Genomic DNA, 25694 nt, shown 5'->3' with positions numbered 1-25694 from the left:
GGGCAGCAGCTCATGCGTTCCCGCTAAAGCGCCTGCGCCAACTCACGATTTGTTCCGTGTTCTTTCGGCAAATCGGTCAGAAGTTCGTGAACGAATTCCAATTTCCGCGCCGTGACGTCCGAAATGACAAAGGGGTAGAGGTCGGGCAGACCCATGCAGCGGTTGATCGAATTGGAGGCCTCCGACAGCACCAGCCAGCGGGCAAGGATCTTTTCGAAAGGCTCCGGCGCGGCCGCCGGCTCCGAGGGTGCCGCCTGCAATTCGCCGCCGGTGTCGCCGCGCGGCAAGTCGTTGGCCTCCACCGTCTCCAGCCGGCCGAGTGGAAAGTTCAGTGCGTGCACCATTTCCAGCGTATCGGTGATATGCAGGTGGTGAGCCCAGGTCTCGGCCCAGTCCTCCCAAGGATGCGAGGTCGCATAGGCCGAGATGTGGCCCTGCTGCCAGTCGGGCGGCGCACCATCGGCATAATAGGCCTTCAGCGCTTGTTCGTAATCGGCGCGGTCATCGCCGAACAGTGCGCGGAAAGCTTCGAGCCTGTGCGGATCGTCGCGGATGAGGCGGTCCCAGTAATAGTGCCCGAGCTCATGGCGGAAATGGCCGAGCAAGGTGCGGTAGTTCTCGCCCATCTCGACGCGCCGCTTCTCGCGCTCGGCCGAATCCGCCTCGGCGACATTGAGCGTGATCAAACCATTGTCGTGGCCGGTGAGGATCCGCTCGCCACCAGGGCCGCCGCCGATCGGATCGGCGAGGAAGTCGAAGGCCAGGCCGACCTCGTCGGCAGGAGTCTGCTTGGGGACTACCGGCAGCCCGAAGGCCAGCAGCGAGTAGATGGCGCGCTTCTTCGCCGCTTCGACACGGATCCAGCGGCGGCGGTTGCCGTCGACGGAGAGATCCGGGATCAGCTGGTTCAGCACGCAGGCGCGGCAAAAAGCGTGACCCGGTTCCGCCATCCAGTTGCAGGCGCATTCGTCGGCGTTGGTGCACTGGAAGACGCCGTCGACGCCCGCCAGCGCAAAGCGCGCGTGCTCGGGATCGTAGAGCACCGGGTTCCCGCAGTTCAGGCACTTGGCGTTCTCGAAATAGATGCGATGGCCGCAATGGGGGCAGTCGAAGAGTTTCATGTCGGTCTCAATTCACCGGAGGTGACATAGATGTTCACGGCGGCCCGTGCCCAACGCGAACAGCCGCGCGGCGTTCCGCATTTTGTCGAACTTGTTGGAACATAATCTCTGCAGAACGAGGTTTCGCAAAGCGAAGACCAGGTTCCACCTGTCGTTGGTTCCGTCCTTCGGTTCGGATCATGTCCTCGCCGCAAGCTGGGTGACAACCTGTCTTGCCACCGCTTCGCCCGACAGCCGTGCGCCGCCGCAGGTCTGCATCAGTGGACCGGCCAGGTGCTCGCCGGCGAAGAAGATCTTGTCGGCCACCGGCTGCATGAGTGCGGCGCGCGCCAGTGAACGGCCGGGGCGAGCGGCGGCATAGGCACCGCGTACGAAGCGCTCGCCGCCCCAATTGGTCATCATGGCGCGTCCGACATGTTTGCGCGTATCGCCGCCGAAGATGCCGCACAGCCGGTCGACGACGAAGTCGATGCCGGCCGCCTCGCCGGCCGCCGACATTTCCCAGGCGAAATCGCCGCCGACGAAGCCGACCATCAGATCGAGGTCGAACGGGAAGCACAGGAAATAGATGTCGTGCCTGGCCATCCGTTCGATCAGCAGGTCGTCGAAGGGCTGCAGCCCGAGCCTGGTGCCCGATATTTCGACCGGCAATTTGGTCAGCATGCCCATCGGCAGGTCGAAGAAGGCGCCGAAATGCGTGTCTGGCAAGGCCGGCGAGAACGCGATCTCCTCGAAGGCGAGCACCGCCGGCGAAGCGGTGACGATCACCGCCTTGGCGCGGACGGTGCCGCGATCGGTGACGCAGGCGACGCCCGGCACGTCCCACAGGATCTTGCGCACCGGCGTCGAAAGTTCGACCGGCACGCCGGCGCCGAAACGCGCCACCAGCGCGCCAAGGCCCTCCTTGCTGAAGTAGTTCGGGTCGAGATCGGCAGCGGCCTGGAAGTCGAGGATCGAGATTTCGTCCTCGTCGGCACCGAAATCCATCGGCCCGGCGAAGGTGGCGGCGGCGCGCGGTGCATGGCCTTTTGCCAACAGCGCCGAAAGACGATCGTCATCTCCGTCCTTCACTTCATGCTTGGCCAGCAGTTCGAACAGCTTTGCGTCGGCGGCCTTCATGTCGGCTTCTTCCGCTTCGCTCGCCTTGCGCTCGCGGTAGTAGAGATGATCGACGTTCATGTCGTGATGATGCAACGTCCAGCCTGCCGCCTGGGCTTCGGGAAAATAGGGATTGCGGTCGGCCGCATGCAGCCAGGCGCAGCCGATGTCGAAAGGCACGCCGAAATGCTGGTCGCTGGTCCAGGCTCGCCCGCCGATTCGGTCTATCGCTTCGAGCAGCGTGAAGGAAAGCCCCGCCGCCTGCAAGCTCCTGGCGGCGGCAAGACCCGCCGAGCCGGCACCGATGATGACGACATCAACGTCTTGCATGCAGCCCCCCTGCCACAATAATCACTTGATCCTAGGCAAATTCCACGGCATTCGCCAGCATTGCAGCGGTGACAGTGACAAGTGCGCGTTTCGCTGGCAAGTTCGCAATTGGGACGTGATTCAGGCAACCAGGAGATCAACATGGCAATTCTTGCCAAGGGAAAGATGTTTGCAGCGGCCGTGGTGGCGGTGCTTGCGCTGGCGACGGGCGCACAGGCGGCAGCCAGCTGCGGCAAGACCGGCGCCGGCTTCGACGCCTGGAAGCAGGACTTTGCCGCGCAGGCCAGGTCGGAAGGTGTAGGCGCCAAGGGGCTGGCCGCTCTGGCCGGGGCAAACTACGCGACAAAGACGATCTCAGTCGACCGCGGCATTCACAAGGCCTTCAGCGGCTCGGTGGACGATTTCATGCGGCGTCGTGGTGGTGCAGCGATTATTTCCAAGGGCCGGTCGCTGAAAAAGTCGAATGCGGCGCTGTTCTCCAAGATCGAAGCGAATTACGGCGTGTCGCCGGGCGTGTTGCTCGCCATCTGGGGTATGGAAACCGGCTTCGGTTCGGCCATGGGCAACCAGAACACCGTCTCTGCCATTTTGACGCTTGCCTATGATTGCCGCCGGCCGGGGTTCTTCTACCCGCATGCCATCGCAGCCCTGAAGCTGGTTGATCGCGGGGCGTTGACAGCCTCGTCGGTCGGGGCCGCGCATGGCGAGATCGGACACACGCAGTTCCTGCCCGGAAACGTCCTGAAATATGGCGTCGGTGGCGGAAACCTGCGCGACAAGAGCACGGCGCTGGCTTCCACCGCCAACTTCCTCAAGGGGCATGGCTGGCGGGCGGGCGCGAGCGCGAGTGCGAATATGGGCGCGATTGCCGGCTGGAATTCCGCGAGCGTCTATCAGCAGGCCATCGCCCGCATTGCCACGGCGATCGACGGCGATTGACGGATCATGCTCCGGGCAGAAGGCCCCGGCTATTTTTGACTTGATCGGAAACCCGGCGCGAATGTCGGGTTTCATTTGATTTCGAGCGTGTAGGAGCAGCCCGCCAGCGTCTTGCCGGGGTGCGACTCGACGGTCGAGACGTTGAGCTTGATGCCCGTGGAGAAGGTCAATCCTTCCGACTCTTCGGTGCTTTGGACAACGACCTTCTCGCCAAGGAATTTTTCCGGCGTCGAAAAAACGGCAATGACATTGAGCTCCCTGGCAAGCTCTGGCGCCGCAATGCCATCGAGCACGGCCATCGGCCCGGCTGCGGTAAACACGATCGATCCCGTCTCGCGGTTGAACACGCGGATTTTGGCCGGCAGTTCGTATTGGCTGAGAAACGGATTGCCCGAGGCAACCTCCTTCCAGCCAAGCGTTTCAACGGCACCTGGTGCGCTGGACAGCCACAGGGCAAAGTCGTTGTAGGTCGGAACGTCCGCCCTGCACTCGATCAGGGCCGGAAGGTCGAGAGAGGCGGGGTCGAACTCCTGGCCGGCGGCCGGCGTCGCCAGAACAACCAGCGGCGCCAAGCAGCGACCGAAACCGCGCATCCGCGCTACTTGGTGCGGCTGCGCGCGGCCAGCGTCCTTAGCCTCAGCGCGTTGAGGCGGATGAAGCCGGCGGCGTCCTTCTGGTCGTAGGCGCCGCGGTCGTCCTCGAAGGTGACCAGCGCATCCGAATAAAGCGTCTTCTTCGACTTGCGGCCGGTGACCATGACATTGCCCTTGTAGAGCTTGAGGCGCACCGTGCCTTCGACGTCTTCCTGGCTCTTGTCGATCATCGCCTGCAGCATCAGCCGTTCGGGCGCGAACCAGAAGCCGTTGTAGATCAGCTCGGCGTAGCGCGGCATGAACTCGTCCTTGAGGTGGGCGGCACCTCGGTCGAGCGTGATCGATTCGATGGCGCGATGGGCGGCGATCAGGATGGTGCCGCCTGGTGTTTCGTAGACGCCGCGCGATTTCATGCCGACGAAGCGGTTCTCGACCAGGTCGAGCCGGCCGATGCCATTGTCGCGGCCAAGATCGTTGAGTGCCGCCAGCATGGTCGCCGGCGACAGGTTCTTGCCGTTCAGCGCGATCGGATCACCCTTCAGGAACTCGATCTCGATCTCGGTGACCTTGTCCGGCGCGTCCATCGGCGAAACGGTGCGCTGATGAACGAATTCCGGCGGCTCCACCCACGGGTCTTCCAGCACTTTGCCCTCGGAGGACGAATGCAAGAGGTTGGCGTCGACCGAGAAAGGTGCGTCGCCCTTCTTGTCCTTCGGCACCGGGATCTGATGCTGCTCGGCGAAATTCATCAGGTCGGTACGCGACTTGAACGTCCAGTCGCGCCACGGCGCGATGACCTTGATATCGGGGTTCAGTGCGTAAGCTGAAAGCTCGAAGCGAACCTGATCGTTGCCCTTGCCGGTGGCGCCATGCGCGATCGCGTCGGCGCCGGTTTCCCGGGCTATATCGACCAGATGCTTGGAGATCAGCGGCCGCGCGATCGAAGTGCCAAGCAGATAGGTGCCTTCATAGACGGTGTTGGCGCGGAACATCGGGAAGACGAAGTCGGCGACGAATTCCTCGCGCACGTCGACGACGCGGATGTCCTTGATGCCCATCATCTCGGCCTTGCGACGGGCCGGCTCGAGTTCGCCGCCCTGGCCGAGATCGGCGGTGAAAGTCACGACTTCGGCGCCGAGTTCAGTCTGCAGCCATTTCAGGATGATGGATGTGTCGAGACCGCCGGAATAGGCGAGCACGACCTTCTTGACGTCTTTGGCCTTGGACATTTCTACTCCGTCGATGGCGGACGCCCCAGCCTGGGCGTCACGGATTGTCGCAGCGCCTTTTAGCAGGAACGGCAGAGCGAGCAAGCACGCGTGCATGCATGGCTTCTGGTCCAGCGCATGGCCGGTGGCCGCCGGCAGCGGAAACAACCTGCTGCAATCAAAGGCTGCATTTGCCGGAAGGACTTAATCAAGTTTTCACGCCGTGCCGCTAACATTCGCGACAAAGCCGTCTCGACCATTTCGGGCGGCTTCTTGCCTGCCTTGTCGCGGGTGTCCTCGGGCTCGGGCCGTTCTTGATGCGCGTTATATCATGCATCGCCATGGAGCATAATCTGTGGCTTGTCCTGCTGGCGGCACTGATGTGCGTCACCGGCTGCTGGGTGACGATCGGCCTCTTCGACCGTTCGAGAAAAACCACCGGCGTGCAGATGAAGGGCTGGCTGTTCCTGACCGCGGTCGCCGCCGGCTCGTCGATCTGGTGCACCCATTTCATCGCCATGCTAGCCTACCAGCCCGGCGCGCCGATCACCTTCGATCCGGTCCTGATCATGGCATCCCTGGTCATCGCCATCGCCGGCACCGGGCTGGGTTTCACCCTCGCATCCGGCAAGAGCCGGCGCCTGGCCCCGGAATGGGGCGGCGTCGTCGTCGGCCTGGCGATCTCGGCCATGCACTACACCGGCATGATGGCCTATCACGTTGCCGGCATCGTCGAATGGGACGGCCCCTATGTCGTGGCCTCACTGGTCATCTCGGCGGTGTTCTCCGCCCTGGCCGTCGGCCATGCCGTGCGCCGGCCATACCGCTGGTCGCACTATCTCGCCATCGGGCTGCTGGTGCTGGCGATCGTCGGCCTGCATTTCACGGCTATGGCCGCGGTGGCGGTGACGCCGCTGTCCTTCATCAGCACAGGCACCAATCCCGATATTCTGGTGGCAATGGCGGTCGCCGTCGCCGTGGTGGGCCTGATCGTCGCGGCTACCGGCTTCGCCAGCTATCTGATCGATGAGCGTGGTCGTTTGGAGAGCTTCGAGCGGCTTCAGCATCTCGCCCTCAACGACGCCCTTACCGGCCTTCCCAACCGGGTCTCCTTCAACGACCGCCTTGACCATGAAATCGACCGGGCATGCGAGGGCGAGGACACTATGACGGCGGTCATCGTCATCGATCTCGACCGCTTCAAGGAGATCAACGACCTCAGGGGGCATGCGGCCGGCGACCAGGCGCTCAAGATCGTCGCCCGCAGGCTATCGAAACTCATCGGCGAGGGCGAATTCGTCGCCCGGCTCGGCGGTGACGAGTTCGCCGCGATCAAGCGCTTCAAGGATCAGAAGGACCTTCTCGGGCTGGTCTCGCGGCTGGAGAAATCCCTGTTCGAGCCGTTGCGGCTCGACGATTTCGAAATCGCCGCCGGCGCCAGCATCGGCGTCGCCGTCTATCCGCGCGACGGGGCCGACCGCGAGCGGCTGGTCAGCAATGCCGATCTTGCCATGTACCGGGCGAAGAACGACGTCACGCGAGCCGTCTGCTTCTACGAATCCGCCATGGACGAGACGGCGCGGGCGCGCCGTGCCTTGGCCACCGACCTTCGCCAGGCGATCGACCGCGGCGAGCTTTCGCTTCACTATCAGGTGCAGACCTCGGTCCCGACCGGCGCTACCTGCGGCTACGAGGCGCTGCTGCGCTGGACCCATCCGGTGCACGGCATGATCCCGCCCGCCGAATTCATCCCGATTGCCGAGGAGAACGGCTCGATCATGGCGATCGGCGAATGGGTGCTGCGGACCGCGTGCCGCCAGGCGGCCTCGTGGGACAATGGCCACAAGATCGCGGTCAATCTGTCGCCGGTGCAGTTCGCCCATGCCGATCTCGCCAAGCTCGTCCACCAGATACTGGTCGAGACCGGGCTGTCGCCGAAACGCCTGGAGCTGGAGCTGACCAAATCGACGATCGTCGCCGACAAGGTGCGGACGCTGCATGTCCTGCGCCAGATCAAGGCGCTGGGCGTGACCATCGCGATCGACGATTTCGGCACCGGCTATTCGTCGCTCGATACGCTGCGCTCGTTTCCGTTCGACAAGATCAAACTCGACCGTTCATTCATGGCTGACGTCGAGCGAAGCCCGCAGGCCAAGGCCATCATCCGGGCGGTGCTGACGCTGGGCCGCAGCCTCGACATTCCGGTGCTTGCCGAAGGCGTCGAGACGCATGTCCAGCTCACCATCCTGCAGGTCGAAGGCTGCAACGAGGCGCAAGGCTATTTCCTCGGCCGGCCCAAGCCGATCGACCAGATCACCGGGGACGCCGATGTCCGCAACGATCAACTCGTCGCGGAGGAGCCGGCGAGGATGCGGCTGAGCAGGCAGGCATAGGACGCCGCGGCCGGCCGTCCAGCGAATGCCGTGCGGACGCCTGCTGGATCGAGATCGGGTCGCTGCTGTGTCTGGCATCGTCATGGCGCATCCTGTATAGGCCTCGCAATCCCTTGGGGCCGCTCATGTCGTTCATTCCAGACACCACCACGCTGATCCAGTTCGCCATCGCCACGGTCATCCTGGCGATCACGCCGGGGCCGGACATGACCCTGTTCGTCTCGCGCACGCTGAGCCAGGGCCGTGCCACCGGCTTTGCCTCGATGGCTGGCGCGCTGTGCGGCACGCTCATCCACACCACGCTGGTGGTGGTCGGCGTCTCGGCGCTGATCGTCGCCTCGCCGATGGCTTTCTTCGTGCTGAAGATCTTCGGCGCCGGCTATCTCGTCTTCCTGGCCTGGCAGGCAATCACCAGGGGCTCGGCATTTTCGCCGGAGAAGAAGACAGGCCCCGAGATTTCGCTGTTGCGCAGCTGGGCGGCGGGCCTCGGCGTCAATCTGCTCAACCCGAAGATCATCCTGTTCTTCATGACCTTCCTGCCGCAGTTCGTCTCCGCGCATGATCCGAACGCACCGGGAAAGCTGTTTTTCCTTGGGCTGATGTTCATCGTGCTGTCGGTGCCGGTGACGGTGCCGATGGTGCTGGCGGCGGAAAAGTTTTCGGCGGCGATGAAGGCCAGCCCGCGCGTCACGCGGGTGGTCGACTATCTGTTTGCCGGCGTGTTCTCCGCCTTCGCCCTCAAGATCCTGACGGCCCAGGCGAAGTAGGCGCCGTCATCCTGTCCGGCCATCCTCTTTTGAGCCTGGTTCGCCTTGCCACCAGCTTGCGGCCCAGCGCCCGGCGCTGAGCCAGTAAAAGATACCACCGACCATGCCGCTGCCGATCACGGCCATGATGGCGCTGGTGTCCCTGACGATGAAGGCGGTGTCATCGCTGCGGTCGGCAAGCCCGAGGAAAACACCGGCAACCACCGCGCCTGCCAGCGCATAGAACAGCCAGTCGCGCCGGCCCAGGATTTCGGCAAGCAGGATGACGACAGAGGCCGGCATCAGGGCGAAATAGGCGACGAACAGGGCGGCGAAGGGAATTGAGAAATACAGGGAAGCCGTCGCCGTCGGGTGCGCATGTTCCGGCGTGTAGCCGAGCGATGCCAGGAACAGGATGTTGAGGAAGGCACTCGCCGCCAGCGAGGCGACGGCATAGCCGAACAGGATGACAGTGAAACGGACGAGGTAGCCGACGAGACGCGCCATCAATCTCTGCCCAGAGTCTGTCGCGTGCCGGATCTGCGTCCAGCCAGAAGCCAGTAGACCGAACCGGCGGCAATGCCGGCGGTGGCGAGAAAACCCAGAAAGCCCGGATTGAAAACAAAGCTGCTGGCCGAGCGCGGCATGGATACGCCAAAGGCGATGGACGTGATCGCGCCGGTGGCGGCGAAGTAGAACCATCCCCGAAGTGAAAACCGTTCGGCGATAAAGAGCGCCGGGCCGACGATCAACAGCGCGCCGATCATTACGGTCAACACGGCGAGCGGGAACGAGCCCAGCCAGTCGAAGGCCAAAATGATGGACCAATTGCCGTCTTCGATGCCTTCCAGAAGAGCGATCAGCAGCACCGGCACCAGGATCGAAGTTAGCACCGCGGCGACATAGCCGACCGCCATGATGGCGAAGCGTCTTAGCCAGGCGAAGGGGCGGCTCACGCCTCGCCGTGCCCCGCAATCATCATCGCTTCCAGCGCCAGCCGGTCGACCTTGCGCATGCGCTCGGAGTCGGATTTGAGCTGGCCGCAGGCGGCGAGAATGTCGCGGCCGCGCGGCGTGCGGATCGGCGAGGCATAGCCGGCATTGTTGATGTAATCGGCGAATTTCTCGATCGTCTCCCAGTCCGAGCACTGATAGTTGGTGCCCGGCCACGGGTTGAACGGGATCAGGTTGATCTTGGCCGGAATGCCCTTGAGCAGCTTGATCAGGCCCTTGGCGTCCTCGATGGAATCGTTGACGTCCTTCAGCATCACATATTCGAAAGTGATGCGCTTGGCGTTCGACAGGCCGGGATAGGCGCGGCAGGCGGCGATCAGTTCGTTGAGCGGATACTTCTTGTTGATCGGCACCAGCAGGTCGCGCAGATCGTCATTGGTGGCATGCAGCGAGATCGCCAGCATGACGCCGATCTCCTCGCCGGTGCGGAAGATTTCCGGCACGACGCCGGAGGTCGACAGCGTGATGCGCCGCTTCGACAGGGACAGGCCGTCACCGTCGGAAGCGATCAGCAGCGCCTTCTTCACCGCCTCGAAATTGTAGAGCGGCTCGCCCATGCCCATCATGACGATGTTGGACACTTTGCGGCCTTCGGCCGGCACGATGGCGCCGTCGGGCGTGTCGCGGTCAGGGAAATCGCCGAGCCGGTCGCGGGCGGTGAGTAGCTGGGCGAGGATCTCTTCAGCCGTCAGATTGCGCACCAGCTTCTGCGTGCCGGTGTGGCAGAACGAGCAGGTCAGCGTGCAGCCCACCTGCGAGGAGATGCACAGCGTGCCGCGACCCTCTTCGGGAATATAGACCGTCTCGATCTCGACCGGCCGGCCGGCGCCGCGCGGCGGGAAGCGGAACAGCCATTTGCGCGTGCCGTCGGCGGAAATCTGCTCCTCGACGATCTCGGGCCTGGCGACGGTAAAATGCTTGTCCAGCTCGGCTCGCAGATCCTTGGAAATGTTGAACATGCCGGCGAAATCGGAGACGCCGCGCACATACATCCAGTGCCACAGCTGCTGGGCGCGCATTTTCGCCTGGCGCTCGGGCACAGTGCCTGATGCAACCAGAGCCTCGGCGAGTTCGACCCGCGTCAGGCCGATCAGCGACGGCTTTTCGGGCTGTGCCGCGCGGGCACGCAACGCGTCGCGGGCGCCGTCAGTGGTGAGATCGAATGAAAGGGTCATGGTTGCACTGATATAAGCGGTTTGCGGCCGATTTCACGCATCGTGCCGGAAAGGAAGCGCGGCGCATAGCACAGGTTGAAGGCAGAGTCATGCGGAGTGCGATGATGCACCCTCGCCAGAGATCCACCAACAGACCCAAAAACGAAAGGCCGGGCTTTGCGGCCCGGCCTTTCACTCAAAACAAAGCCTAGCCTATTTGCACTTGGCAATCGACGTCAGCGCCGCCGAAATACCTTTCAGGGAGAAGACATAGGAGGTGGGATTGCCGCGGCCGGACTTCGCCGTCACCTTCATGTCGGTGCCGGTCTTCATGGCGGCGATCAGCACCGGCTCCTCGGCGGCATTCTCGACCCAGGCCGATTTGCCGCGGGTGAACATCGAAAACGTCTTCTTATCGATGGTCACGGTGGCCTTGGAGCCGTCCTGGAAGTTGTAGCCGGCAATGAATTGCGGCTCGTACGACACTTGCTGGCCGGGCCGCTGGCTGACGAAGAAGAACATGTCGCCATGGTCGAGCGTCGGCGGCTGCTTGTCGGTCGGCACGGTCAGGACATAGCAGACCTTGCCGCCCGATGCCTGGTAGCTGTAGGTGCCCCAGGCATTGTGCTGGCCGATCTTGGTCGCCGACTGCGCCAGCGCCGGGGCTGCCACGGCCACCAGGACCAGACTCGAAACTATAGCAATCAATCCGCGCATCGCTTTTCCCGTATTCCAAATGGTGCGGAGGCAGGCCGGCTTGGCGTCCTGCCCGTCGCTTCATTTTGATTTAATCTGGGTTACCAAACGGTGAATTTCCGAAGAGAAAAGGACCCTCACCCCGAGGAAACCGCCGCCATTCCCGCGCCGCCGCCTTGCGAGCGGCTGGCGCGACATCCCTTTGGCGACTTGGAGGCCACGAAAGCGGCAAGAGTTTGACTTTTTACGCTGCCGCGGAAAGCCGGCTTCAACGGCGTTCCGTGCGCGTGTTTAGCCCTTGTCGGCCATGGCGTCCCTGGCCGCCTGCCGGTGCGCAGTGGTGATGTGGGCACTGACGGCGGTGATCGCGGCGGTGAGCACGGCGATGTCGTCGGTGAAGCCAAGCCCGAAGACGAAGTCGGGGATGACATCCACCGGCAGCACGAAATAACCGAGCGCGGCCAACAGAATGCCTTTGGCGCGCAGCGGCGTGTTCTTGTCCATGGCGCAGTAGTAGGCGGCCACGACCTCTTCCATGAAGGGGATCTGCCGCGCGGCCTTCTTGGCTGTGCGCCAGAATTTCTCGCGCACTTGGCTCTCGTCTGCCAGCTTGCTGCCAAAGCCGAAGAAATCAAAACCGGATTGTTGCGCCATCAGTTTCTCCTTGCGAGCGCCCATGCGCTTCCGGCGCATGCCCGCGGGGAAAATGTGGTGAAACCCGACCCCCGCTACAAGATGCCGGTGCCGATTTGGGCCTCCCGAGGCGATACCAGGCCTCAGGCGCCGGCAAAACGGTTCATTTTCTTGGCTAGATCGATATCGAGCGCGGTGACGCCGCCGGCGTCGTGAGTGTTCAGGGTCACGTCGACTGTCTTGTAGACATTCGACCAGTCGGGATGATGGTCCATCGTCTCGGCGGCAAGCGCGACGCGGGTCATGAAGGCGAAAGCCTCGGAGAAATTCGCGAAGGTGAATGTGCGCTTGATGGAAGCGCCGTCTTCCGCCAGCGCCCAGCCGTCGAGACCGGTCAATGCGGCTTCAGCGGCTTGCCTACCCAGTTTCTCTCTCGCCATGTCCATATCCTGTGCTATTCGAAAACGACCCTCACCATAGCGACGGATCGATGAGCGCGAAGCCCATAAATTCCATTCTCTTCGTCTGCCTCGGCAACATCTGCCGGTCGCCGCTGGCGGAAGGTGTCTTCCGCGCCGTTTGGGCCGAGCGCGGGTCGGCCCGGGATATCCTGCTCGATTCAGCGGGAACCAGTGACTGGGAGGCCGGCTCTGCCCCCGATCGACGCGCGATCGCGGTCGCCATGCGGCACGGCGTCGACATTTCCGGGCAGAGGGCGCGCAAGGTCACGCCGCAGGACCTCCACCGTTTCGACCTGATCCTCGGCATGGACCGGTCGAATGTCGCCGACCTGAAGGCGCTGGCGCCGGCGGCCGTGCAGGACCGCATCCATCTGTTCCTGGAGTTCGCGCAGGGAAAGTCACGCGACGTGCCGGATCCTTATCATGACGAGGCAGAAGCCTTCGCTTCCGCCTATCGCATGATCCGCGAGGCGTCGGAGGCGCTGGCGACAAGGCTGGAGGCGCGGGCGTCCGTGCCTGACAGCGGCCAGGCTTCCTCGACGATGTAGGGTCCGCCGCCGACCGAATCGCGCGACGACATCAGCACGAAACGGCCGATGCGGAACGGCAGCGTCGAGAAATTGCCGCGCGCCGACAGATATTGGGCGACGTCCAGCGGAGTCGAATTGCGTAAGCGCGCCAGCGTCACATGCGGCATGAACTTGCGCGGATCGGCCGGGATGCCTAGCCGCTGGCAGATGCGGTCGATCTCGCCCTGAAGGGCAGCCAGACCGGGCGAGGCGGAAGCACCCGCCCACACCGCATGCGGCTTCTTCTGGCCGAAAGCGCCGACGCCGGACAGCGCCAGCGAGAAGGAAGGGCGGTGGACGCGGTCGAGCGCGTTGGCGATCTCGTCGGCGACATGGCCGGGGACATCGCCGATGAAGCGCAGCGTCAGATGGTAGTTTTCGACATCGATCCAGCGGGCTCCCGGCAAGCCGCCCCGCAGCAGGGACAGCGAAAGGGCAGCGTCACGCGGAATTTCGAGGGCGGTGAAAAGACGCGGCATGAAGAGCCTCCCTTCCTCGAATCGAACTGTCACCTATAGCGAATCATCGATAGTCAAACGGAGCAAGAGGTTTGTTGGCCACAGTCCCTGTTAAAAGCTTGCCGGGCGGAAACAGTTCCAATCCGCTAGGAATCGCCCGGCACTGCCGCGATCACCTTCTCTACCGTCGGCAGGATGCGTTCGACCATCTGGTCGACGCCTTTTGCGCTCGGATGCAGGCCGTCCTCGAGTTGCATGCCGGGCTGGCCGGCGACGCCGTCGAGAAAGAACGGGTAGAGCACGACTTCGTATTTCTTCGCCAGGTCCGGAAAAATGGCGTCGAACGCATTCTGGTAGTCGGGACCGAGATTGGGTGCGGCACGCATGCCGGCCAGAAGCACGGCAATCTTGCGCTGCTTCAGCTTGCTCAGCATCTCGTCGAGGTTCTTCCTGGTGATGTCGGGCGAAACGCCGCGCAGCATGTCGTTGGCGCCGAGTTCGAGGATGACAAGCTGCGTGCCGTCCGGCACCGACCAGTCGAGCCGAGCCAGGCCGCCGCTCGTCGTGTCGCCGGAGACGCCGGCATTGGCGACGATCACATCCTGGCCCCTGGCGCCAAGCGCGGCCTGCAGCCTGTCGGTAAAGCCCTGGTCCGGGCCAAGACCGAAGCCCGCCATCAGGCTGTCACCGAAGCCGACGATCTTGAACGGCTCGGCGCTCGCCGACGACATGGCGCCGCTGATGGCGAGGAAAACCATCAAGCCTGCGGCAATACTGCGTTTGAAAGACATGCGGCAGGCCCCATATGAGCTAGGAATTCTTCAGTCGACGGCTTCCGGCAAGCAGAGCCTTTCCAGATATAGGACGATTTCATTTTGACAGAAGCCGTCATCGCGCTGAAAGATGTATCCCTGACCCTTGGCGAGGGCGCTTCATCGGTCCATGTGCTGAAGGGTGTCAGCCTTGATGTGGCGACGGGCGAGGCGACCGGCATCGTAGGGCCTTCGGGTTCCGGCAAGTCGACATTGCTGATGGTCCTGGCAGGCCTGGAAAGGGTCGATTCGGGTACGGTCCGAATCGCCGGTGAGCTGCTCAACGGCAAAAGCGAGGACCAGATTGCTTCGTTTCGTGGCCGAAACATTGGCATCGTGTTCCAGTCCTTTCATCTCATTCCCAACATGACGGCGCTGGAAAATGTCGCGGTGCCGCTGGAACTGGCCGGCCATGCCGATCCGTTTTCGGTGGCGGCGCGCGAGCTGGCGGCGGTTGGCCTCAGCGACCGCGTCACCCACTATCCCGGCGAATTGTCGGGCGGCGAGCAACAGCGCGTGGCGATCGCCCGCGCATTGGCGCCGTCGCCGCGCATCCTGATCGCCGACGAGCCGACCGGCAATCTCGACCAGGCGACCGGGCGGCAGGTCGCCGACCTCTTGTTTGCCAAGGCGGCCGAGCGCGGCATGACGCTGGTGCTGGTGACCCATGATCCGGCGCTCGCGGCGCGCTGTTCGCGCCAGGTTTCGATGCGCTCGGGCCGGATCGAGGCACCGGCCCCCGTCAAGGTGACGGCCTGATGCCGCTGTCCCGGACGTTGAGGCTCGCGGTCCGCTTCTCACTGCGCGAGATGCGCGGCGGCCTGTCCGGCTTCCTGATCTTCCTCGCCTGCATCGCGCTCGGCGTCGCGGCCATCGGCGGCGTCAACTCGGTGGCGCGTTCGATCACCGCCGGTGTCGCCAATCAGGGCCAGACGCTGCTCGGCGGCGATCTTCGCTTCCAGATCAACCAGCGTGACGCCAGCCGGGCGGAGCGCAGCTTCCTTGACGGGCTCGGCACGGTTTCCCGGACCGCCAGCATGCGTTCGATGGCGCGTCTGGCCGACGGATCCGACCAGGCGCTGGTCGAGGCCAAGGCGGTCGACCATGCCTATCCGCTCTATGGCACGCTGGAGACCGAGCCGGCACTGTCGAAACAGGAACTGTTCGGCGAAGAGTTCGGCGTCTTCGGTGCGGCGGCACCCGATCTTCTGTTCGAGCGGTTGCACGTCAAGATCGGCGACCGGCTGAAGCTCGGCACCGCCACTTTCGAACTGCGCGCCAGGCTGGTCGCCGAACCGGACGCCGTGTCCGACGGTTTCGGCTTCGCCCCAAGGCTGATGATCTCGACCGACGGACTGGCGGCCACTGGACTGATCCAGCCGGGCAGCCTGGTCGAGAATGCCTACAAGATCCGGCTGCCGGCAGACGCCGACGAGGTGCGGCTGAAAGCCGTCCAGGACAAGGCCGCCACGGATTTCCCCGAAGCAGGCTGGTCGATCCGCACACGCAGCAACGCGGCGCCCGCGCTGTCGTCCAACATTGAACGTTTCTCGCAGTTCCTGACCCTGGTCGGGCTGACGGCGCTGGTGGTCGGCGGCGTGGGCGTCGCCAATGCGGTACGCGCCTATCTCGACGGCAAGCGCGGCGTCATCGCCACCTTCAAGAGCCTGGGCGCTTCGGGCGGCTTCGTCTTTGCCGTCTATCTCGTGCAGATCCTGATCATAGCCGGATTGGGTATCGTGCTGGGCCTTGTGCTCGGCGCACTGATGCCGTTCGCGGCGAGTGCGGCCTTGCAATCCGTCATTCCGGTGCCTGCCGAAGGCGGCTTCTATCCCGGCGCGCTCGGTATGGCGGCGCTGTTCGGCCTGCTGGTGACGTTGGCTTTCGCGCTGCTGCCGCTCGGCCGCGCCCGCGACGTGCCGGCAACCGCGCTGTTTCGCGAAATGGGGCTGGAAGGCCGCGGCTTGCCGCGCCCCGCTTATGTCGCGGCCGCCATAGGCATCGCGCTGTTGCTTGCGGCGCTGGCCATTCTGTTCTCGGGCGACCAGCGCATAGCCTCGATTTTTGTCGGCGCTACCGTCTTCGCCTTCCTGGTGCTGCGCGTGGTCGGCGCACTGGTGCAATGGGCGGCCAGGAAAAGCCCGCGCGTGCGCTTCGTGGCGCTCAGGCTCGCCATCGGCAACATTCATCGGCCAGGCGCCCTGACGCCATCGGTGGTGCTGTCCCTGGGGCTTGGCCTGACGCTGCTGGTGACGCTGGCGCTGATCGATGGCAATCTCAGGCGGCAGATCTCCGGCAGCCTGCCGGAACGGGCGCCGAACTTCTTCTTCGTCGACATCCAGAGCGCCGATGTCGCGTCTTTCTCGGCGCTGATCGGCAAGGAGGCCCCGCAGGGCGTGCTGGCCAAGGTGCCGATGCTGCGCGGCCGGGTGATGGCGCTGAACGGTGTCGATGTCGACAAGGTGAAAGTGCCGGCGGAAGGCGCCTGGGTGCTGAGGGGGGACCGCGGCCTGACCTATGACACCAGGCAACCGGAGAACGCGACGTTGACCGAGGGCAGTTGGTGGCCCGAAAATTACAGCGGCGAACCGCTGGTTTCGTTTTCGGCGCAAGAAGGCAAGGAGATCGGGCTGAAGCTCGGCGACACCATCACCGTCAATGTGCTGGGCCGCAATGTCACCGCCAGGATCGCCAATTTCCGCCAGGTCGAATGGGAGACGATGGGCATCAATTTCGTCATGGTCTTCTCGCCCAACACATTCGCAGGCGCCCCGCATGGCTGGATGGCGACGCTGACCGAAAAGAGTGCCTCGACGGCCGACGACGCCCGCATCCTCAACGCCGTCACCCGCGCCTTCCCCGCGGTGACGACGGTGCGGGTCAAGGACGCGCTCGATGTCGTCAACCGGTTGGTCGGGCAACTCGGCACGGCGATCCGGGCCGCCGCTGGCGTGGCGCTGATCGCCTCGGTGCTGGTGCTGGCCGGCGCGCTTGCAGCCGGCAACCGGGCGCGCATCCATGATGCGGTGGTGTTGAAGACGCTGGGTGCGACACGCACGACGCTGATATCGGCCTTCTCGCTCGAATATATGCTGATCGGGCTGGCCACCGCCATCTTCGCGCTGGCAGCGGGCAGTGCTGCCGCCTGGTTCGTCGTCGCGCGCATCATGACATTGCCGTCGCATTTCATGCCGGAGGTGGCGGTGGCAACCATTCTGTTTTCGCTGGTGGTCACGGTCGGCATTGGTCTCGCCGGCACCTGGCGGGTGCTCGGCCACAAGGCAGCACCGGTGCTGCGCAATTTGTGACGACAGGCCCGGAAATGGGCATCCTGGATTAAATCTTGGTAAGAAAGCCCTCCGAAAAGCCGAGGAATCGGCACTTCGCCCTCTCACGAACCGTTACATCCGGTTACGGTCTTGTTCTTGACGCGAATAACCATCATATTTCGCCACAGGCATGCTGGAGCCCTGCCAGCGGCGCCTGGGTCCGGAAGGACCTGACACCGGACGGGGTGGAAGCAATAGAGGACTACAATGGCTGATCCCATTCGCAACTACCAGACGCGCGCCGTGCCCGGCGTCAGCGTCGGTGCCGACATCGATCAGGGCCTGCGCGCCTACATGATCAAGGTTTACAATCTGATGGGGCTTGGCCTCCTCATCACTGGTCTTGCCGCTGTCGGCACGATCATGCTGGCCACCACCACCGATCCGGCTTCGGCTGTCGCGACGCTGCCAAGCGGCGAGATGCTGACCTCGTTCGGCTACGCGATCTTCGGTTCGCCGCTGCGCTGGGTGGTGATGCTGGCGCCGCTGGCCGCCGTGTTCTTCCTGTCGTTCAGGATTCAGTCGATGAGCGTCGCTGCCGCGCAGACCACGTTCTGGGTCTATGCCGGTCTCGTCGGCCTGTCGCTGTCGTCGATCTTCCTGGTCTACACCACGGCAAGCATCTCGCAGACCTTCTTCGCCACCGCCGCCGCTTTCGGCGCGCTGTCGCTGTTCGGCTACACCACCAAGCGCGACTTGACGGCAATGGGCTCGTTCCTGATCATGGGCGTGTTCGGCATCATCATCGCGTCGGTGATCAACATCTTCCTGCAGTCGTCGGCGCTGTCTTTCGCCGTGTCGGCGATCGGCGTGCTGGTCTTCGCCGGCCTCACCGCCTATGACACGCAGAAGATCAAGGAGATGTATTTCGAGGGCGATGCTACCGATGTCGCCGGCCGCAAGGCGATCATGGGCGCGCTGAGGCTCTATCTCGACTTCATCAACCTGTTCATGTTCCTGCTGCAGTTCATGGGCGACCGCCGCTAGTACAGCAGCGCTTGGACCATCGAGTTCCAGAAGGGCGGCCCAACGGCCGCCCTTTTCTTTTGTCTTGGCCTTTGCTGTTATTGCGAGCAGAGAAACGACATGCATAAACAATGAGCAATATTACGATCCGGCCTGTCACGGTGGCCGACCTCGACAGCGTCACGGCCATCTATGCCGACGCGGTGACCCAAGGCACGGCGAGCTATGAGCTGGAGCCGCCGAGCCGCGCGGAGATGGGTGTTCGATTCGACAGCCTGATGGCCGGCGGCTTTCCTTACCTGGTGGCGGAGAAGGACGGCACTGTTCTCGGCTACGCCTATGCCGGCGCCTTCCGGCCGCGCCCGGCCTATCGCTTCATCGTCGAGGATTCGGTCTATGTCGCGCCCGAGGCCAAGGGCCAGGGCGTCGGGCTCAAGCTGATGCAAAGCCTGATCGAGGCAGTGACGACGGCGGGCTTTCGCCAGATCATCGCGGTGATCGGCGATGGCCGTCCCGACAGTGCCTCGGTGCGGCTGCACGAAAAGCTCGGCTTTCGCTATTCGGGACGCCTCGAAGGTTCCGGCTACAAGCATGGGCGCTGGCTGGACACGGTGTTCATGCAGCTGTCGCTGAATGGCGGTGCCTCGGCGCCGCCCGATCCGAGCTCGCTGCCGGAGCGGAAGTTTCGTCTTAAAGGGGACTGAAGCGAGGAATCGGGGAACTGAAGAACTGAACAACTGAAGAACTGAACAACTGAAGAACTGAAGAACTGAAGAACTGAAGAACTGAAGAAGAAGGCGGTTACATCAGGCGTCGAGTGCCCAATTCTTCAATTCTCCAGTTTCTTCAATTCCGTAGCTCAAGCCTCTACAACCTTGAGCTTGCTGTCGAACACACCAAGCACGCGGCCAAGTTCCTGACCGCGTTTCAGGATGCGGCCGCCGGCGGCGATGACGGCAAAAGCGCCCTGCTTGCGGGCCAGTTTCGGATCCTTGACGATCTGGAACAGCGGCACTTCACTGGTGCGGCGGAATACGGAAAACACGGCGCGGTCCGCAAGATGATCGATGGCGTAGTCGCGCCATTCATTGGCAGCGACCATGCGTCCGTAGAGCCTGAGGATCTGGTCCAACTCGCGGCGGTCAAACCGTACCGGCTGATCGAGACGTTCGCGTCGTGCCTCGTGCAGCGGGATCAATATCGCGGATGCGTCCCCATCCCCCGTCCCGCCGCTGTCATCCGTCATGCCTCGATCCTTCAAAATGAATCTTTGCCAACCAAAGTTGGCGTGTTCGCGACTGAATTGCAAGGCCTAGCGAACCGAGCCCCGCGCCGCGCCGTTTTCGTCACGTCCAGTCACTTTTATGAAACGCCGTGTTGGAATTGGTGATGTTCCGCCACATTTCTGCCTTTTTTTATCCGCGCTCATGCCCCAATGTCCGACGAATTTACCGGTGTTGCCTGAGACGGTTCGGTCCGGCACCGGCTCGTAAACCCCAAGCCCCCCGCCCACGGGTCTGCGTCGGATCGAACCAACCTCGGCTCTTCCTCGGAAGAACCGGGTGCGACGATCCCAAAACCTAAATGACCGACGTCAGAAGCAAGCTGACGTCGGTTTTTTATTGGGTGGTGAGTCGAGTGCGGTTTCACCGAGCGTCGCGTCCCCCTCACCCGGATTGCCAACCGAATTGCGAAGGGGCAATTCGGGACAATCCGACCTCTCCCCGAGGGGAGAGGAGATCGCGGCGGCGCTTTACCTCTTCTCCCCTCGGGGAGAAGGTGGCCGCGAAGCGGCCGGATGAGGGGCCTCCCATCCACAGTCCTAGCGAAGATGGGGGCGCCGGCGTCCGTTACGGCTTGTGGATGAACGCGGCGCCGAGAATAGGACCGGGCATGCCGTCCTTGCCGACCGACTGCAGCAGCACGGCGCAGCCGCCCTTTTTGGCAATCTCGCTCATCGGCAGCTCGTAGCGCTGTGCCTTGCCATGCCACATGCCAGCGGTCTGAATCCCGGTGACGGCGTTCCAGTAGGTCATCTTGCGGCCGGTATTCTCGCCCTCGCCGACCTTGACCGTCTGCGGCGGGTCGAAATAGACGATGACGACATGGGCGTCGCTGGGGCCGTTGCCGGCATCACCGGCGTCGATCGTCACACGGTCGCTGGTGCGGCTGACCTTGACGGCGACGCGCATGCCTTCGCCGTTCTTGGCCATGCGGGCGAGCGCGCCATCGACCTCGCCGCGGCTGGCGCCGTTGACGTGGACACGGCCGTTGATGACGGCCTGCGGCGTATAGACGGAGCGGCTGCCGAAGGCGCGCATGTAGTCGTATTGCCGCTCGGTGTTCTCCTTGCGTGCCAGCGTGTCCTGCCAGCCGAGATAGTCCCAATAGTCGACGTGATAGGCGAGCGCGACGATATCTTCCTTAGCGGCAAGTTCGGAGAACAGCGTATCGGCCGGCGGGCAGGAACTGCAGCCCTGGCTGGTGAACAGTTCGACCACGCCCAATGGCCTGTCGATCTGGAGCCTGTCGATCTGGACCCGGTCGGCATGGGCGCGATCGGATTCGCCGGCATGCCCGGCGCCGGCAGACGCCGAGAAGGCCAGCGCAAGAGCTGCCAGCCACAATGATTTTCGCGAGGCCATGGCCATTCCGATTCCCGCCGGTGGTGCCGGCTTTATCTTGATTGCTAAAATATGTGGCAGAACCGGAAGTCAACGGGAAGTCACGTTGCGGTGAAATTTTGCCATTGCAGCCGACCGCAACCCCGCAATAGGAAGGATCTGCGCTTCAGGATAGAAACCGATTCGGGCGGCAATCACGATGTGGCAAACGTTTTTGGCGCCGGTCGACCTCTATTGCGAGCGGACCGGCCCGGAATTCTGGTCCGAACCCGTCAACGCCCTGACCAACCTCGCCTTCATCGCCGCCGGCCTGTGGGGCGTGCGCGAGGTGCGAAGGCTGGGCACCGGCGCCTTCGCCGAGGTGCTGGCCTGGTGGGTGGTGGCGATCGGCATCGGTTCGACGATCTTCCACACCTTTGCCACCAAGGGCACGGTCTGGGCCGACGTGCTGCCGATCGCCGGCTTCACGCTGGCCTACACGCTGTTCAATTTACGCCGCTTCCTCGGCATGCGATGGGGCAAGGCCATCGCCATCTTCATTGCCTTCTATGTGCTTGCCGGGGCGATAACCCTTGCCGTGCCGGACTGGCTGCGCCAGGCGTCGAACGGTACGACGGGCTATCTGCCGCCGTTCCTGGCGCTCGCCTTCTTCGGTGTCTGGGTGACGGTGAGCGGCAATCGCGCCGGCTGGTATAATCTGGCGGGCTCGGCGATCTTCGTCGTGTCCGTCATCTGCCGGATGATCGACCCGGTGGTCTGCGGCAGCTTTCCGCTCGGAACGCACTTCCTCTGGCACATCCTCAACGGCGTGATGCTCAGCGTGCTTTTGGCGGCAGCGGCGCGGTTTGGGAAGCCGAAGGTAGGGGAATAGGGGAATAGGGGAATAGGGGAATAGGGGAATAGGGGAATAGGGGAATAGGTCTTCACCTTCCCTACTCCCTTACTGCCCTACTCCCTTACTAAGCAGCAAGATCGCGCAGCACGTATTGCAGGATGCCGCCGTTCTTGAAGTAATCGAGCTCATCCAGCGTATCGATGCGGCAGATGATCGGCACATTCTTCACCGTGCCGTCGCCATAGGTGACCTTGGCGATCATCGTCTGGCGCGGTTTGATGGTGCTCAAGCCGTCGATCTCGACCAGCTCGTCTCCCTTGAGGTTGAGCGATGCCCATGAGGTGCCTTCCTCGAAGACGAAGGGGATAACGCCCATGCCGACCAGGTTCGAGCGATGGATGCGCTCGAAGGACTGGGCGATGACCGCGCGGACACCGAGGAGATTGGTACCCTTGGCAGCCCAGTCGCGCGACGAGCCGTTGCCGTATTCGACGCCGGCGAAGACAACCAGCGGCACGCCTTCCCTTTTGTACTCCATCGCCGCGTCGTAGATCGATTCCTCTTCCTTCGACGGGTAGTGGATGGTGTAGCCACCCTCGCGGCCGTTCTCGCCCAGCATGTGGTTGCGGATGCGGATGTTGGCGAAGGTGCCGCGCATCATCACCTCGTGATTGCCGCGCCTTGTGCCGTACTGGTTGAAGTCGGCGACGCCGACACCGTGATCGGTGAGGTATTTGCCGGCCGGCGAGGCCGCCTTGATCGAACCCGCCGGCGAAATGTGGTCGGTGGTGATCTTGTCGCCGAACAGGCCAAGCACGCGGGCGCCCTTGATGTCGCCGATCTTGCCGAAACCTGATGTCATGCCAGCGAAATAGGGCGGGTTCTGCACATAGGTCGAGTTGTCGTCCCAGGCATAGGTCTGGCCTTCCGGCGCCTTGACGTTCTGCCAGTACTCGTCGCCCTTGAAGACGTCGGCATATTTGCGGGCGAACAGCTCGCGGGTGACGTTCTTCTCGATGAACTCCTGGATCTCGGCCGAGCTCGGCCAGATATCCTTGAGGTAGACCGGCTCGCCGTTCTTGTCCTCGCCGAGCGGCTCGGTGGTCAGGTCCTTTGTGACGGTGCCGGCCAGCGCGTGCGCGACGACCAGCGGCGGCGAGGCCAGATAGTTCGCCTGCACGTCGGGCGAGACGCGGCCTTCGAAGTTGCGGTTGCCGGACAAGACCGCGGCAGCGATCAGGCCCTTGTCGTTGATGGTCTTCGAGATCGGCGCCGGCAGCGGGCCGGAATTGCCGATGCAGGTGGTGCAGCCGAAACCGACCAGGTTGAAGCCGATCTGATCGAGTTCCTTCTGCAGGCCGGATTTCTCCAGATACTCGGCGACCACCTGGCTGCCCGGCGCCAGCGAGGTCTTCACCCATGGCTTCTGCTTCAAACCGAGGCGGTTGGCGTTGCGGGCCAGGAGGCCGGCGCCGATCAGCACACTCGGGTTCGAGGTGTTGGTGCACGAAGTGATGGCGGCGATGACGACGTCGCCATGACCGAGATCATGGTCGGCGCCTTCGACTGCGTAGCGTTTGGAGATTTCGGCGGCCTTCTTGTATTCGGTCTCCATCGCCTTGGCGAAACCTTCCGGAATGCCTTCCAGGGCGACGCGGCCCTCGGGCCGCTTGGGTCCGGCCATCGACGGCACGACGGAGCCAAGTTCCAGCTCGAGCAGATCGGTGAACACCGGATCGGTCGAGCCGGTCTCACGCCACATTCCTTGAGCCTTGGCATAAGCCTCGACCAGCGCGATGCGGTCCTCGCTGCGGCCGGACATTGTGAGGTAGCGGATGGTTTCCGAGTCGACCGGGAAGAAGCCGCAGGTGGCGCCATATTCGGGCGCCATGTTGCCGATGGTGGCGCGGTCGGCCAGCGTCATGTTGGAGAGGCCCGGCCCGAAGAACTCGACGAACTTGCCGACGACGCCCTTCTTACGCAGCATCTGGGTGACGGTGAGCACGAGGTCGGTGGCGGTGACGCCTTCTTTGAGCTTGCCGGTGAGGCGGAAGCCGATCACCTCAGGCAAAAGCATGGAGACAGGCTGGCCGAGCATGGCCGCCTCGGCCTCGATGCCGCCGACGCCCCAGCCGAGCACGCCAAGGCCGTTGATCATGGTGGTGTGCGAATCGGTGCCGACGCAGGTGTCGGGATAGGCTGTCGTTTCGCCGTCCTCGGTGTTGGTCCACACCACCTGGCCGAGATATTCGAGGTTGACCTGATGGCAGATACCGGTGCCGGGCGGCACGACGCGGAAGTTGCGGAACGCCTGTTGGCCCCATTTGAGGAATTTGTAGCGCTCCTCATTGCGCTCATATTCCAGCTCGACATTGCGGGCAAAGGCCATCGGCGTGCCGAATTCGTCGACGATGACGGAATGGTCGATGACGAGGTCGACCGGCACCAGCGGGTTGATCTTCTGCGGATCGCCGCCGAGCGAAGCCATGGCGTCGCGCATCGCGGCAAGGTCGACCACGGCCGGAACGCCGGTGAAATCCTGCATCAGCACGCGGGCCGGGCGATAGGCGATCTCGACACCGGCGGTGCCCTTGTCGGTCAGCCAGCCGGCCACCGCCTGGATCGATTCCTTGGTGACGGAGCGGCCGTCTTCGTTGCGCAGCAGGTTTTCCAGCAGCACCTTCATCGAATAGGGCAGCTGCGAGATGCCGGTGAGGCCGTTCTTCTCGGCCTCGATGAGGTCGAAATAGGCATACTCCGCGCCGCCTGCGGTCAGCGTGCGGCGGCAATTGAAACTGTCGAGGGATTTTGACACGTGCGATCCTTGTCTGTTCAGCCTGAAAGGGAACGGACGCCGATGGCATGCAATCACGCGCAAAGGTGCGGGTACGGCCATTTCCGCTGTCCGTTCCCAAGCAACCCGAGCCGTTCAAGGCGGCGCGTGCGCTGGTTCGGCGCTAATTCTGTTCCCGTGCCGACCGCTGGCACGGATGCACCGCATATAGAGAATTTTCTGGAATAGTTCTAGACAGTTGGAAAGCAAATTTGTGCGATGCGGCAGCGGCCGCGACACATGGTTTCAGGGCAGGCGAGGAATGCGGCTGATCGCCGAAAATCTGTGCGGCGAGCGAGGCGGCGAGGCGGTGTTTTCCGGCATCGATTTTGCCTTGGAGGAGTGTCGGGCGCTCATCGTCACGGGGCCGAACGGATCGGGCAAGTCGACCCTGCTGCGGGTCATCGCCGGGCTGCTGCCGGTGGCGCAAGGCAGCGTGAGGATCGAGGGTGGCGGCGAAGCGTTTCCGTCTGTTGCCTCGGCCTGTCACTACCTTGGCCACCAGAACGCAATGAAACCGGCGCTCAGCGTGGCGGAGAATTTGCGCTTCTGGCGCGACTTCAACGGCGACGGACAGCTCGGCGTCAAAGAGGCGCTGGAAACGGTCGGGCTCGGTGGCATCGGCCACCTGCCATTCGGCTATCTATCGACCGGGCAACGGCGCCGGGCGGCGATCGCGAAACTGCTGGTCAGCCACCGGCCATTGTGGTTGCTGGATGAGCCGACAGCAGGGCTGGACAAGGCGTCGGAGGCGCGGTTTGCGGGGTTGATGGCCAAGCATTGCACGGATGGCGGGATGATTGTCGCGGCGACGCATCTGCCGCTGGGGATCGAGGGGATGGAGTTGAGGATGGGGGAAACGGGTTGATGATGGCGCGCGAGC

25 protein-coding genes are annotated in these 25694 nt (G+C 63.4%); 10 read left to right on the top strand and 15 right to left on the bottom strand.

Annotated elements, in window-relative coordinates; genetic code table 11:
• Positions 1 to 23: 23 nt before the first annotated feature.
• Positions 24 to 1121 (bottom strand): zinc-binding metallopeptidase family protein, encoded by a 1098-nt coding sequence (locus NKJ00_RS20890; RefSeq protein WP_128304288.1) that lies wholly within the window; start codon positions 1119 to 1121, stop codon positions 24 to 26.
• A gap of 177 nt (positions 1122 to 1298) precedes the next feature.
• On the bottom strand, positions 1299 to 2549 hold the full coding sequence (locus NKJ00_RS20885; RefSeq protein ID WP_352555592.1) for a flavin monoamine oxidase family protein: 1251 nt from the start codon (positions 2547 to 2549) through the stop codon (positions 1299 to 1301).
• Between the two features lie 141 nt (positions 2550 to 2690).
• Between NKJ00_RS20885 and NKJ00_RS20880 the strand changes: the two genes are divergently transcribed.
• A complete protein-coding gene (locus NKJ00_RS20880) occupies positions 2691 to 3488 on the top strand; it encodes a lytic murein transglycosylase (RefSeq protein ID WP_128304286.1) in 798 nt (265 codons plus the stop codon).
• A 71-nt stretch (positions 3489 to 3559) separates the two neighbouring features.
• Here the strand turns inward: NKJ00_RS20880 and NKJ00_RS20875 are convergent, their stop codons facing one another.
• Together NKJ00_RS20875 and NKJ00_RS20870 are read right to left on the bottom strand one after the other, a co-directional pair.
• The gene (locus tag NKJ00_RS20875; protein WP_352630977.1) at positions 3560 to 4081 is read right to left on the bottom strand and encodes a hypothetical protein; all 522 of its coding nucleotides are present in this window, start codon (positions 4079 to 4081) and stop codon (positions 3560 to 3562) included.
• Between the two features lie 5 nt (positions 4082 to 4086).
• Positions 4087 to 5310, bottom strand: coding sequence for an argininosuccinate synthase (locus NKJ00_RS20870; protein ID WP_352612825.1), 1224 nt, complete (start codon positions 5308 to 5310; stop codon positions 4087 to 4089).
• Between the two features lie 296 nt (positions 5311 to 5606).
• Between NKJ00_RS20870 and NKJ00_RS20865 the strand changes: the two genes are divergently transcribed.
• Both NKJ00_RS20865 and NKJ00_RS20860 read left to right on the top strand, forming a co-directional pair.
• Complete coding sequence (locus NKJ00_RS20865; protein WP_352630975.1) at positions 5607 to 7682, top strand: putative bifunctional diguanylate cyclase/phosphodiesterase; 2076 nt, start codon at positions 5607 to 5609, stop codon at positions 7680 to 7682.
• Between the two features lie 125 nt (positions 7683 to 7807).
• Positions 7808 to 8449, top strand: a complete 642-nt coding sequence (locus NKJ00_RS20860) for a LysE family translocator (RefSeq protein WP_127296353.1) — start codon at positions 7808 to 7810, stop codon at positions 8447 to 8449.
• Positions 8450 to 8455: 6 nt separating this feature from the next.
• Here NKJ00_RS20860 and NKJ00_RS20855 read toward each other — a convergent pair whose 3' ends face one another.
• The 6 genes from NKJ00_RS20855 to NKJ00_RS20830 all read right to left on the bottom strand — a co-directional run bounded on the left by NKJ00_RS20855 (position 8456) and on the right by NKJ00_RS20830 (position 12364).
• The gene (locus NKJ00_RS20855) at positions 8456 to 8935 is read right to left on the bottom strand and encodes a hypothetical protein (protein WP_352612829.1); all 480 of its coding nucleotides are present in this window, start codon (positions 8933 to 8935) and stop codon (positions 8456 to 8458) included.
• Positions 8935 to 9345: a hypothetical protein gene (locus NKJ00_RS20850; RefSeq protein ID WP_352630973.1), complete on the bottom strand. Its 411-nt coding sequence runs from the start codon at positions 9343 to 9345 to the stop codon at positions 8935 to 8937. The genes NKJ00_RS20855 and NKJ00_RS20850 overlap by 1 nt, the downstream gene beginning before the upstream one ends.
• 35 nt (positions 9346 to 9380) lie before the next feature.
• Positions 9381 to 10616: a dual-specificity RNA methyltransferase RlmN gene (rlmN, locus tag NKJ00_RS20845; RefSeq protein ID WP_127321010.1), complete on the bottom strand. Its 1236-nt coding sequence runs from the start codon at positions 10614 to 10616 to the stop codon at positions 9381 to 9383.
• Positions 10617 to 10808: 192 nt separating this feature from the next.
• Positions 10809 to 11312, bottom strand: a complete 504-nt coding sequence (locus NKJ00_RS20840) for an invasion associated locus B family protein (protein ID WP_023811316.1) — start codon at positions 11310 to 11312, stop codon at positions 10809 to 10811.
• Between the two features lie 270 nt (positions 11313 to 11582).
• Positions 11583 to 11945, bottom strand: a complete 363-nt coding sequence (locus NKJ00_RS20835; protein WP_023811315.1) for a YkvA family protein — start codon at positions 11943 to 11945, stop codon at positions 11583 to 11585.
• A gap of 122 nt (positions 11946 to 12067) precedes the next feature.
• Positions 12068 to 12364 (bottom strand): 4a-hydroxytetrahydrobiopterin dehydratase, encoded by a 297-nt coding sequence (locus NKJ00_RS20830; RefSeq protein WP_023811314.1) that lies wholly within the window; start codon positions 12362 to 12364, stop codon positions 12068 to 12070.
• Between the two features lie 50 nt (positions 12365 to 12414).
• Between NKJ00_RS20830 and NKJ00_RS20825 the strand changes: the two genes are divergently transcribed.
• Complete coding sequence (locus NKJ00_RS20825; protein ID WP_352630970.1) at positions 12415 to 12933, top strand: low molecular weight protein-tyrosine-phosphatase; 519 nt, start codon at positions 12415 to 12417, stop codon at positions 12931 to 12933.
• Here NKJ00_RS20825 and thpR read toward each other — a convergent pair.
• Together thpR and NKJ00_RS20815 are read right to left on the bottom strand one after the other, a co-directional pair.
• Entirely contained in the window at positions 12837 to 13433 is a 597-nt protein-coding gene (thpR, locus tag NKJ00_RS20820) for an RNA 2',3'-cyclic phosphodiesterase (RefSeq protein WP_127382293.1), read from the bottom strand. The two genes, NKJ00_RS20825 and thpR, sit on opposite strands and share 97 nt — an antisense overlap.
• 125 nt (positions 13434 to 13558) lie before the next feature.
• A complete protein-coding gene (locus NKJ00_RS20815; protein ID WP_128304279.1) occupies positions 13559 to 14203 on the bottom strand; it encodes an arylesterase in 645 nt (214 codons plus the stop codon).
• A gap of 84 nt (positions 14204 to 14287) precedes the next feature.
• On the opposite strand from NKJ00_RS20815, the gene NKJ00_RS20810 reads away from it, so the two are divergent.
• The 4 genes from NKJ00_RS20810 to NKJ00_RS20795 all read left to right on the top strand — a co-directional run bounded on the left by NKJ00_RS20810 (position 14288) and on the right by NKJ00_RS20795 (position 19223).
• The gene (locus NKJ00_RS20810; RefSeq protein WP_023811310.1) at positions 14288 to 14983 is read left to right on the top strand and encodes an ABC transporter ATP-binding protein; all 696 of its coding nucleotides are present in this window, start codon (positions 14288 to 14290) and stop codon (positions 14981 to 14983) included.
• A complete protein-coding gene (locus NKJ00_RS20805; protein ID WP_023811309.1) occupies positions 14983 to 17532 on the top strand; it encodes an ABC transporter permease in 2550 nt (849 codons plus the stop codon). Before NKJ00_RS20810 ends, NKJ00_RS20805 begins: the two co-directional genes overlap by 1 nt.
• 228 nt (positions 17533 to 17760) lie before the next feature.
• Positions 17761 to 18540 (top strand): Bax inhibitor-1/YccA family protein, encoded by a 780-nt coding sequence (locus NKJ00_RS20800; RefSeq protein ID WP_023811308.1) that lies wholly within the window; start codon positions 17761 to 17763, stop codon positions 18538 to 18540.
• A 110-nt stretch (positions 18541 to 18650) separates the two neighbouring features.
• Positions 18651 to 19223: a GNAT family N-acetyltransferase gene (locus NKJ00_RS20795; protein WP_023811307.1), complete on the top strand. Its 573-nt coding sequence runs from the start codon at positions 18651 to 18653 to the stop codon at positions 19221 to 19223.
• Positions 19224 to 19378: 155 nt separating this feature from the next.
• Here NKJ00_RS20795 and NKJ00_RS20790 read toward each other — a convergent pair whose 3' ends face one another.
• The gene (locus NKJ00_RS20790; protein WP_023811306.1) at positions 19379 to 19765 is read right to left on the bottom strand and encodes a DUF2794 domain-containing protein; all 387 of its coding nucleotides are present in this window, start codon (positions 19763 to 19765) and stop codon (positions 19379 to 19381) included.
• Positions 19766 to 20369: 604 nt separating this feature from the next.
• Complete coding sequence (locus NKJ00_RS20785) at positions 20370 to 21170, bottom strand: DUF1223 domain-containing protein (protein WP_352612834.1); 801 nt, start codon at positions 21168 to 21170, stop codon at positions 20370 to 20372.
• A 172-nt stretch (positions 21171 to 21342) separates the two neighbouring features.
• On the opposite strand from NKJ00_RS20785, the gene NKJ00_RS20780 reads away from it, so the two are divergent.
• On the top strand, positions 21343 to 22014 hold the full coding sequence (locus NKJ00_RS20780; protein ID WP_128304276.1) for a ceramidase domain-containing protein: 672 nt from the start codon (positions 21343 to 21345) through the stop codon (positions 22012 to 22014).
• An 88-nt stretch (positions 22015 to 22102) separates the two neighbouring features.
• On the opposite strand, the gene acnA is transcribed toward NKJ00_RS20780, so the two are convergent.
• The gene (acnA, locus tag NKJ00_RS20775) at positions 22103 to 24793 is read right to left on the bottom strand and encodes an aconitate hydratase AcnA (RefSeq protein WP_352612836.1); all 2691 of its coding nucleotides are present in this window, start codon (positions 24791 to 24793) and stop codon (positions 22103 to 22105) included.
• A 280-nt stretch (positions 24794 to 25073) separates the two neighbouring features.
• On the opposite strand from acnA, the gene ccmA reads away from it, so the two are divergent.
• A complete protein-coding gene (gene ccmA / locus NKJ00_RS20770) occupies positions 25074 to 25679 on the top strand; it encodes a heme ABC exporter ATP-binding protein CcmA (RefSeq protein ID WP_352555580.1) in 606 nt (201 codons plus the stop codon).
• Positions 25680 to 25694 lie beyond the last annotated feature (15 nt).

Source organism: Mesorhizobium sp. M0227, from assembly GCF_040321855.1.
Lineage (GTDB): Bacteria > Pseudomonadota > Alphaproteobacteria > Rhizobiales > Rhizobiaceae > Mesorhizobium.
Note: the sequence above shows the minus strand (reverse complement) of the source record. Positions and strands in the feature narration are given on the sequence as shown.

Excerpts from the sequence above, each read along its gene's own strand:
- NKJ00_RS20890 (WP_128304288.1), bottom strand. The coding sequence starts at position 1,121 with ATGAAACTCTTCGACTGCCCCCATTGCGGCCATCGCATCTATTTCGAG.
- NKJ00_RS20885 (WP_352555592.1), bottom strand. The coding sequence starts at position 2,549 with ATGCAAGACGTTGATGTCGTCATCATCGGTGCCGGCTCGGCGGGTCTT.
- NKJ00_RS20880 (WP_128304286.1), top strand. The coding sequence starts at position 2,691 with ATGGCAATTCTTGCCAAGGGAAAGATGTTTGCAGCGGCCGTGGTGGCG.
- NKJ00_RS20875 (WP_352630977.1), bottom strand. The coding sequence starts at position 4,081 with ATGCGCGGTTTCGGTCGCTGCTTGGCGCCGCTGGTTGTTCTGGCGACG.
- NKJ00_RS20870 (WP_352612825.1), bottom strand. The coding sequence starts at position 5,310 with ATGTCCAAGGCCAAAGACGTCAAGAAGGTCGTGCTCGCCTATTCCGGC.
- NKJ00_RS20865 (WP_352630975.1), top strand. The coding sequence starts at position 5,607 with ATGCGCGTTATATCATGCATCGCCATGGAGCATAATCTGTGGCTTGTC.
- NKJ00_RS20860 (WP_127296353.1), top strand. The coding sequence starts at position 7,808 with ATGTCGTTCATTCCAGACACCACCACGCTGATCCAGTTCGCCATCGCC.
- NKJ00_RS20855 (WP_352612829.1), bottom strand. The coding sequence starts at position 8,935 with ATGGCGCGTCTCGTCGGCTACCTCGTCCGTTTCACTGTCATCCTGTTC.
- NKJ00_RS20850 (WP_352630973.1), bottom strand. The coding sequence starts at position 9,345 with ATGGCGGTCGGCTATGTCGCCGCGGTGCTAACTTCGATCCTGGTGCCG.
- rlmN (WP_127321010.1), bottom strand. The coding sequence starts at position 10,616 with ATGACCCTTTCATTCGATCTCACCACTGACGGCGCCCGCGACGCGTTG.
- NKJ00_RS20840 (WP_023811316.1), bottom strand. The coding sequence starts at position 11,312 with ATGCGCGGATTGATTGCTATAGTTTCGAGTCTGGTCCTGGTGGCCGTG.
- NKJ00_RS20835 (WP_023811315.1), bottom strand. The coding sequence starts at position 11,945 with ATGGCGCAACAATCCGGTTTTGATTTCTTCGGCTTTGGCAGCAAGCTG.
- NKJ00_RS20830 (WP_023811314.1), bottom strand. The coding sequence starts at position 12,364 with ATGGCGAGAGAGAAACTGGGTAGGCAAGCCGCTGAAGCCGCATTGACC.
- NKJ00_RS20825 (WP_352630970.1), top strand. The coding sequence starts at position 12,415 with ATGAGCGCGAAGCCCATAAATTCCATTCTCTTCGTCTGCCTCGGCAAC.
- thpR (WP_127382293.1), bottom strand. The coding sequence starts at position 13,433 with ATGCCGCGTCTTTTCACCGCCCTCGAAATTCCGCGTGACGCTGCCCTT.
- NKJ00_RS20815 (WP_128304279.1), bottom strand. The coding sequence starts at position 14,203 with ATGTCTTTCAAACGCAGTATTGCCGCAGGCTTGATGGTTTTCCTCGCC.
- NKJ00_RS20805 (WP_023811309.1), top strand. The coding sequence starts at position 14,983 with ATGCCGCTGTCCCGGACGTTGAGGCTCGCGGTCCGCTTCTCACTGCGC.
- NKJ00_RS20800 (WP_023811308.1), top strand. The coding sequence starts at position 17,761 with ATGGCTGATCCCATTCGCAACTACCAGACGCGCGCCGTGCCCGGCGTC.
- NKJ00_RS20795 (WP_023811307.1), top strand. The coding sequence starts at position 18,651 with ATGAGCAATATTACGATCCGGCCTGTCACGGTGGCCGACCTCGACAGC.
- NKJ00_RS20790 (WP_023811306.1), bottom strand. The coding sequence starts at position 19,765 with ATGACGGATGACAGCGGCGGGACGGGGGATGGGGACGCATCCGCGATA.
- NKJ00_RS20785 (WP_352612834.1), bottom strand. The coding sequence starts at position 21,170 with ATGGCCATGGCCTCGCGAAAATCATTGTGGCTGGCAGCTCTTGCGCTG.
- NKJ00_RS20780 (WP_128304276.1), top strand. The coding sequence starts at position 21,343 with ATGTGGCAAACGTTTTTGGCGCCGGTCGACCTCTATTGCGAGCGGACC.
- ccmA (WP_352555580.1), top strand. The coding sequence starts at position 25,074 with ATGCGGCTGATCGCCGAAAATCTGTGCGGCGAGCGAGGCGGCGAGGCG.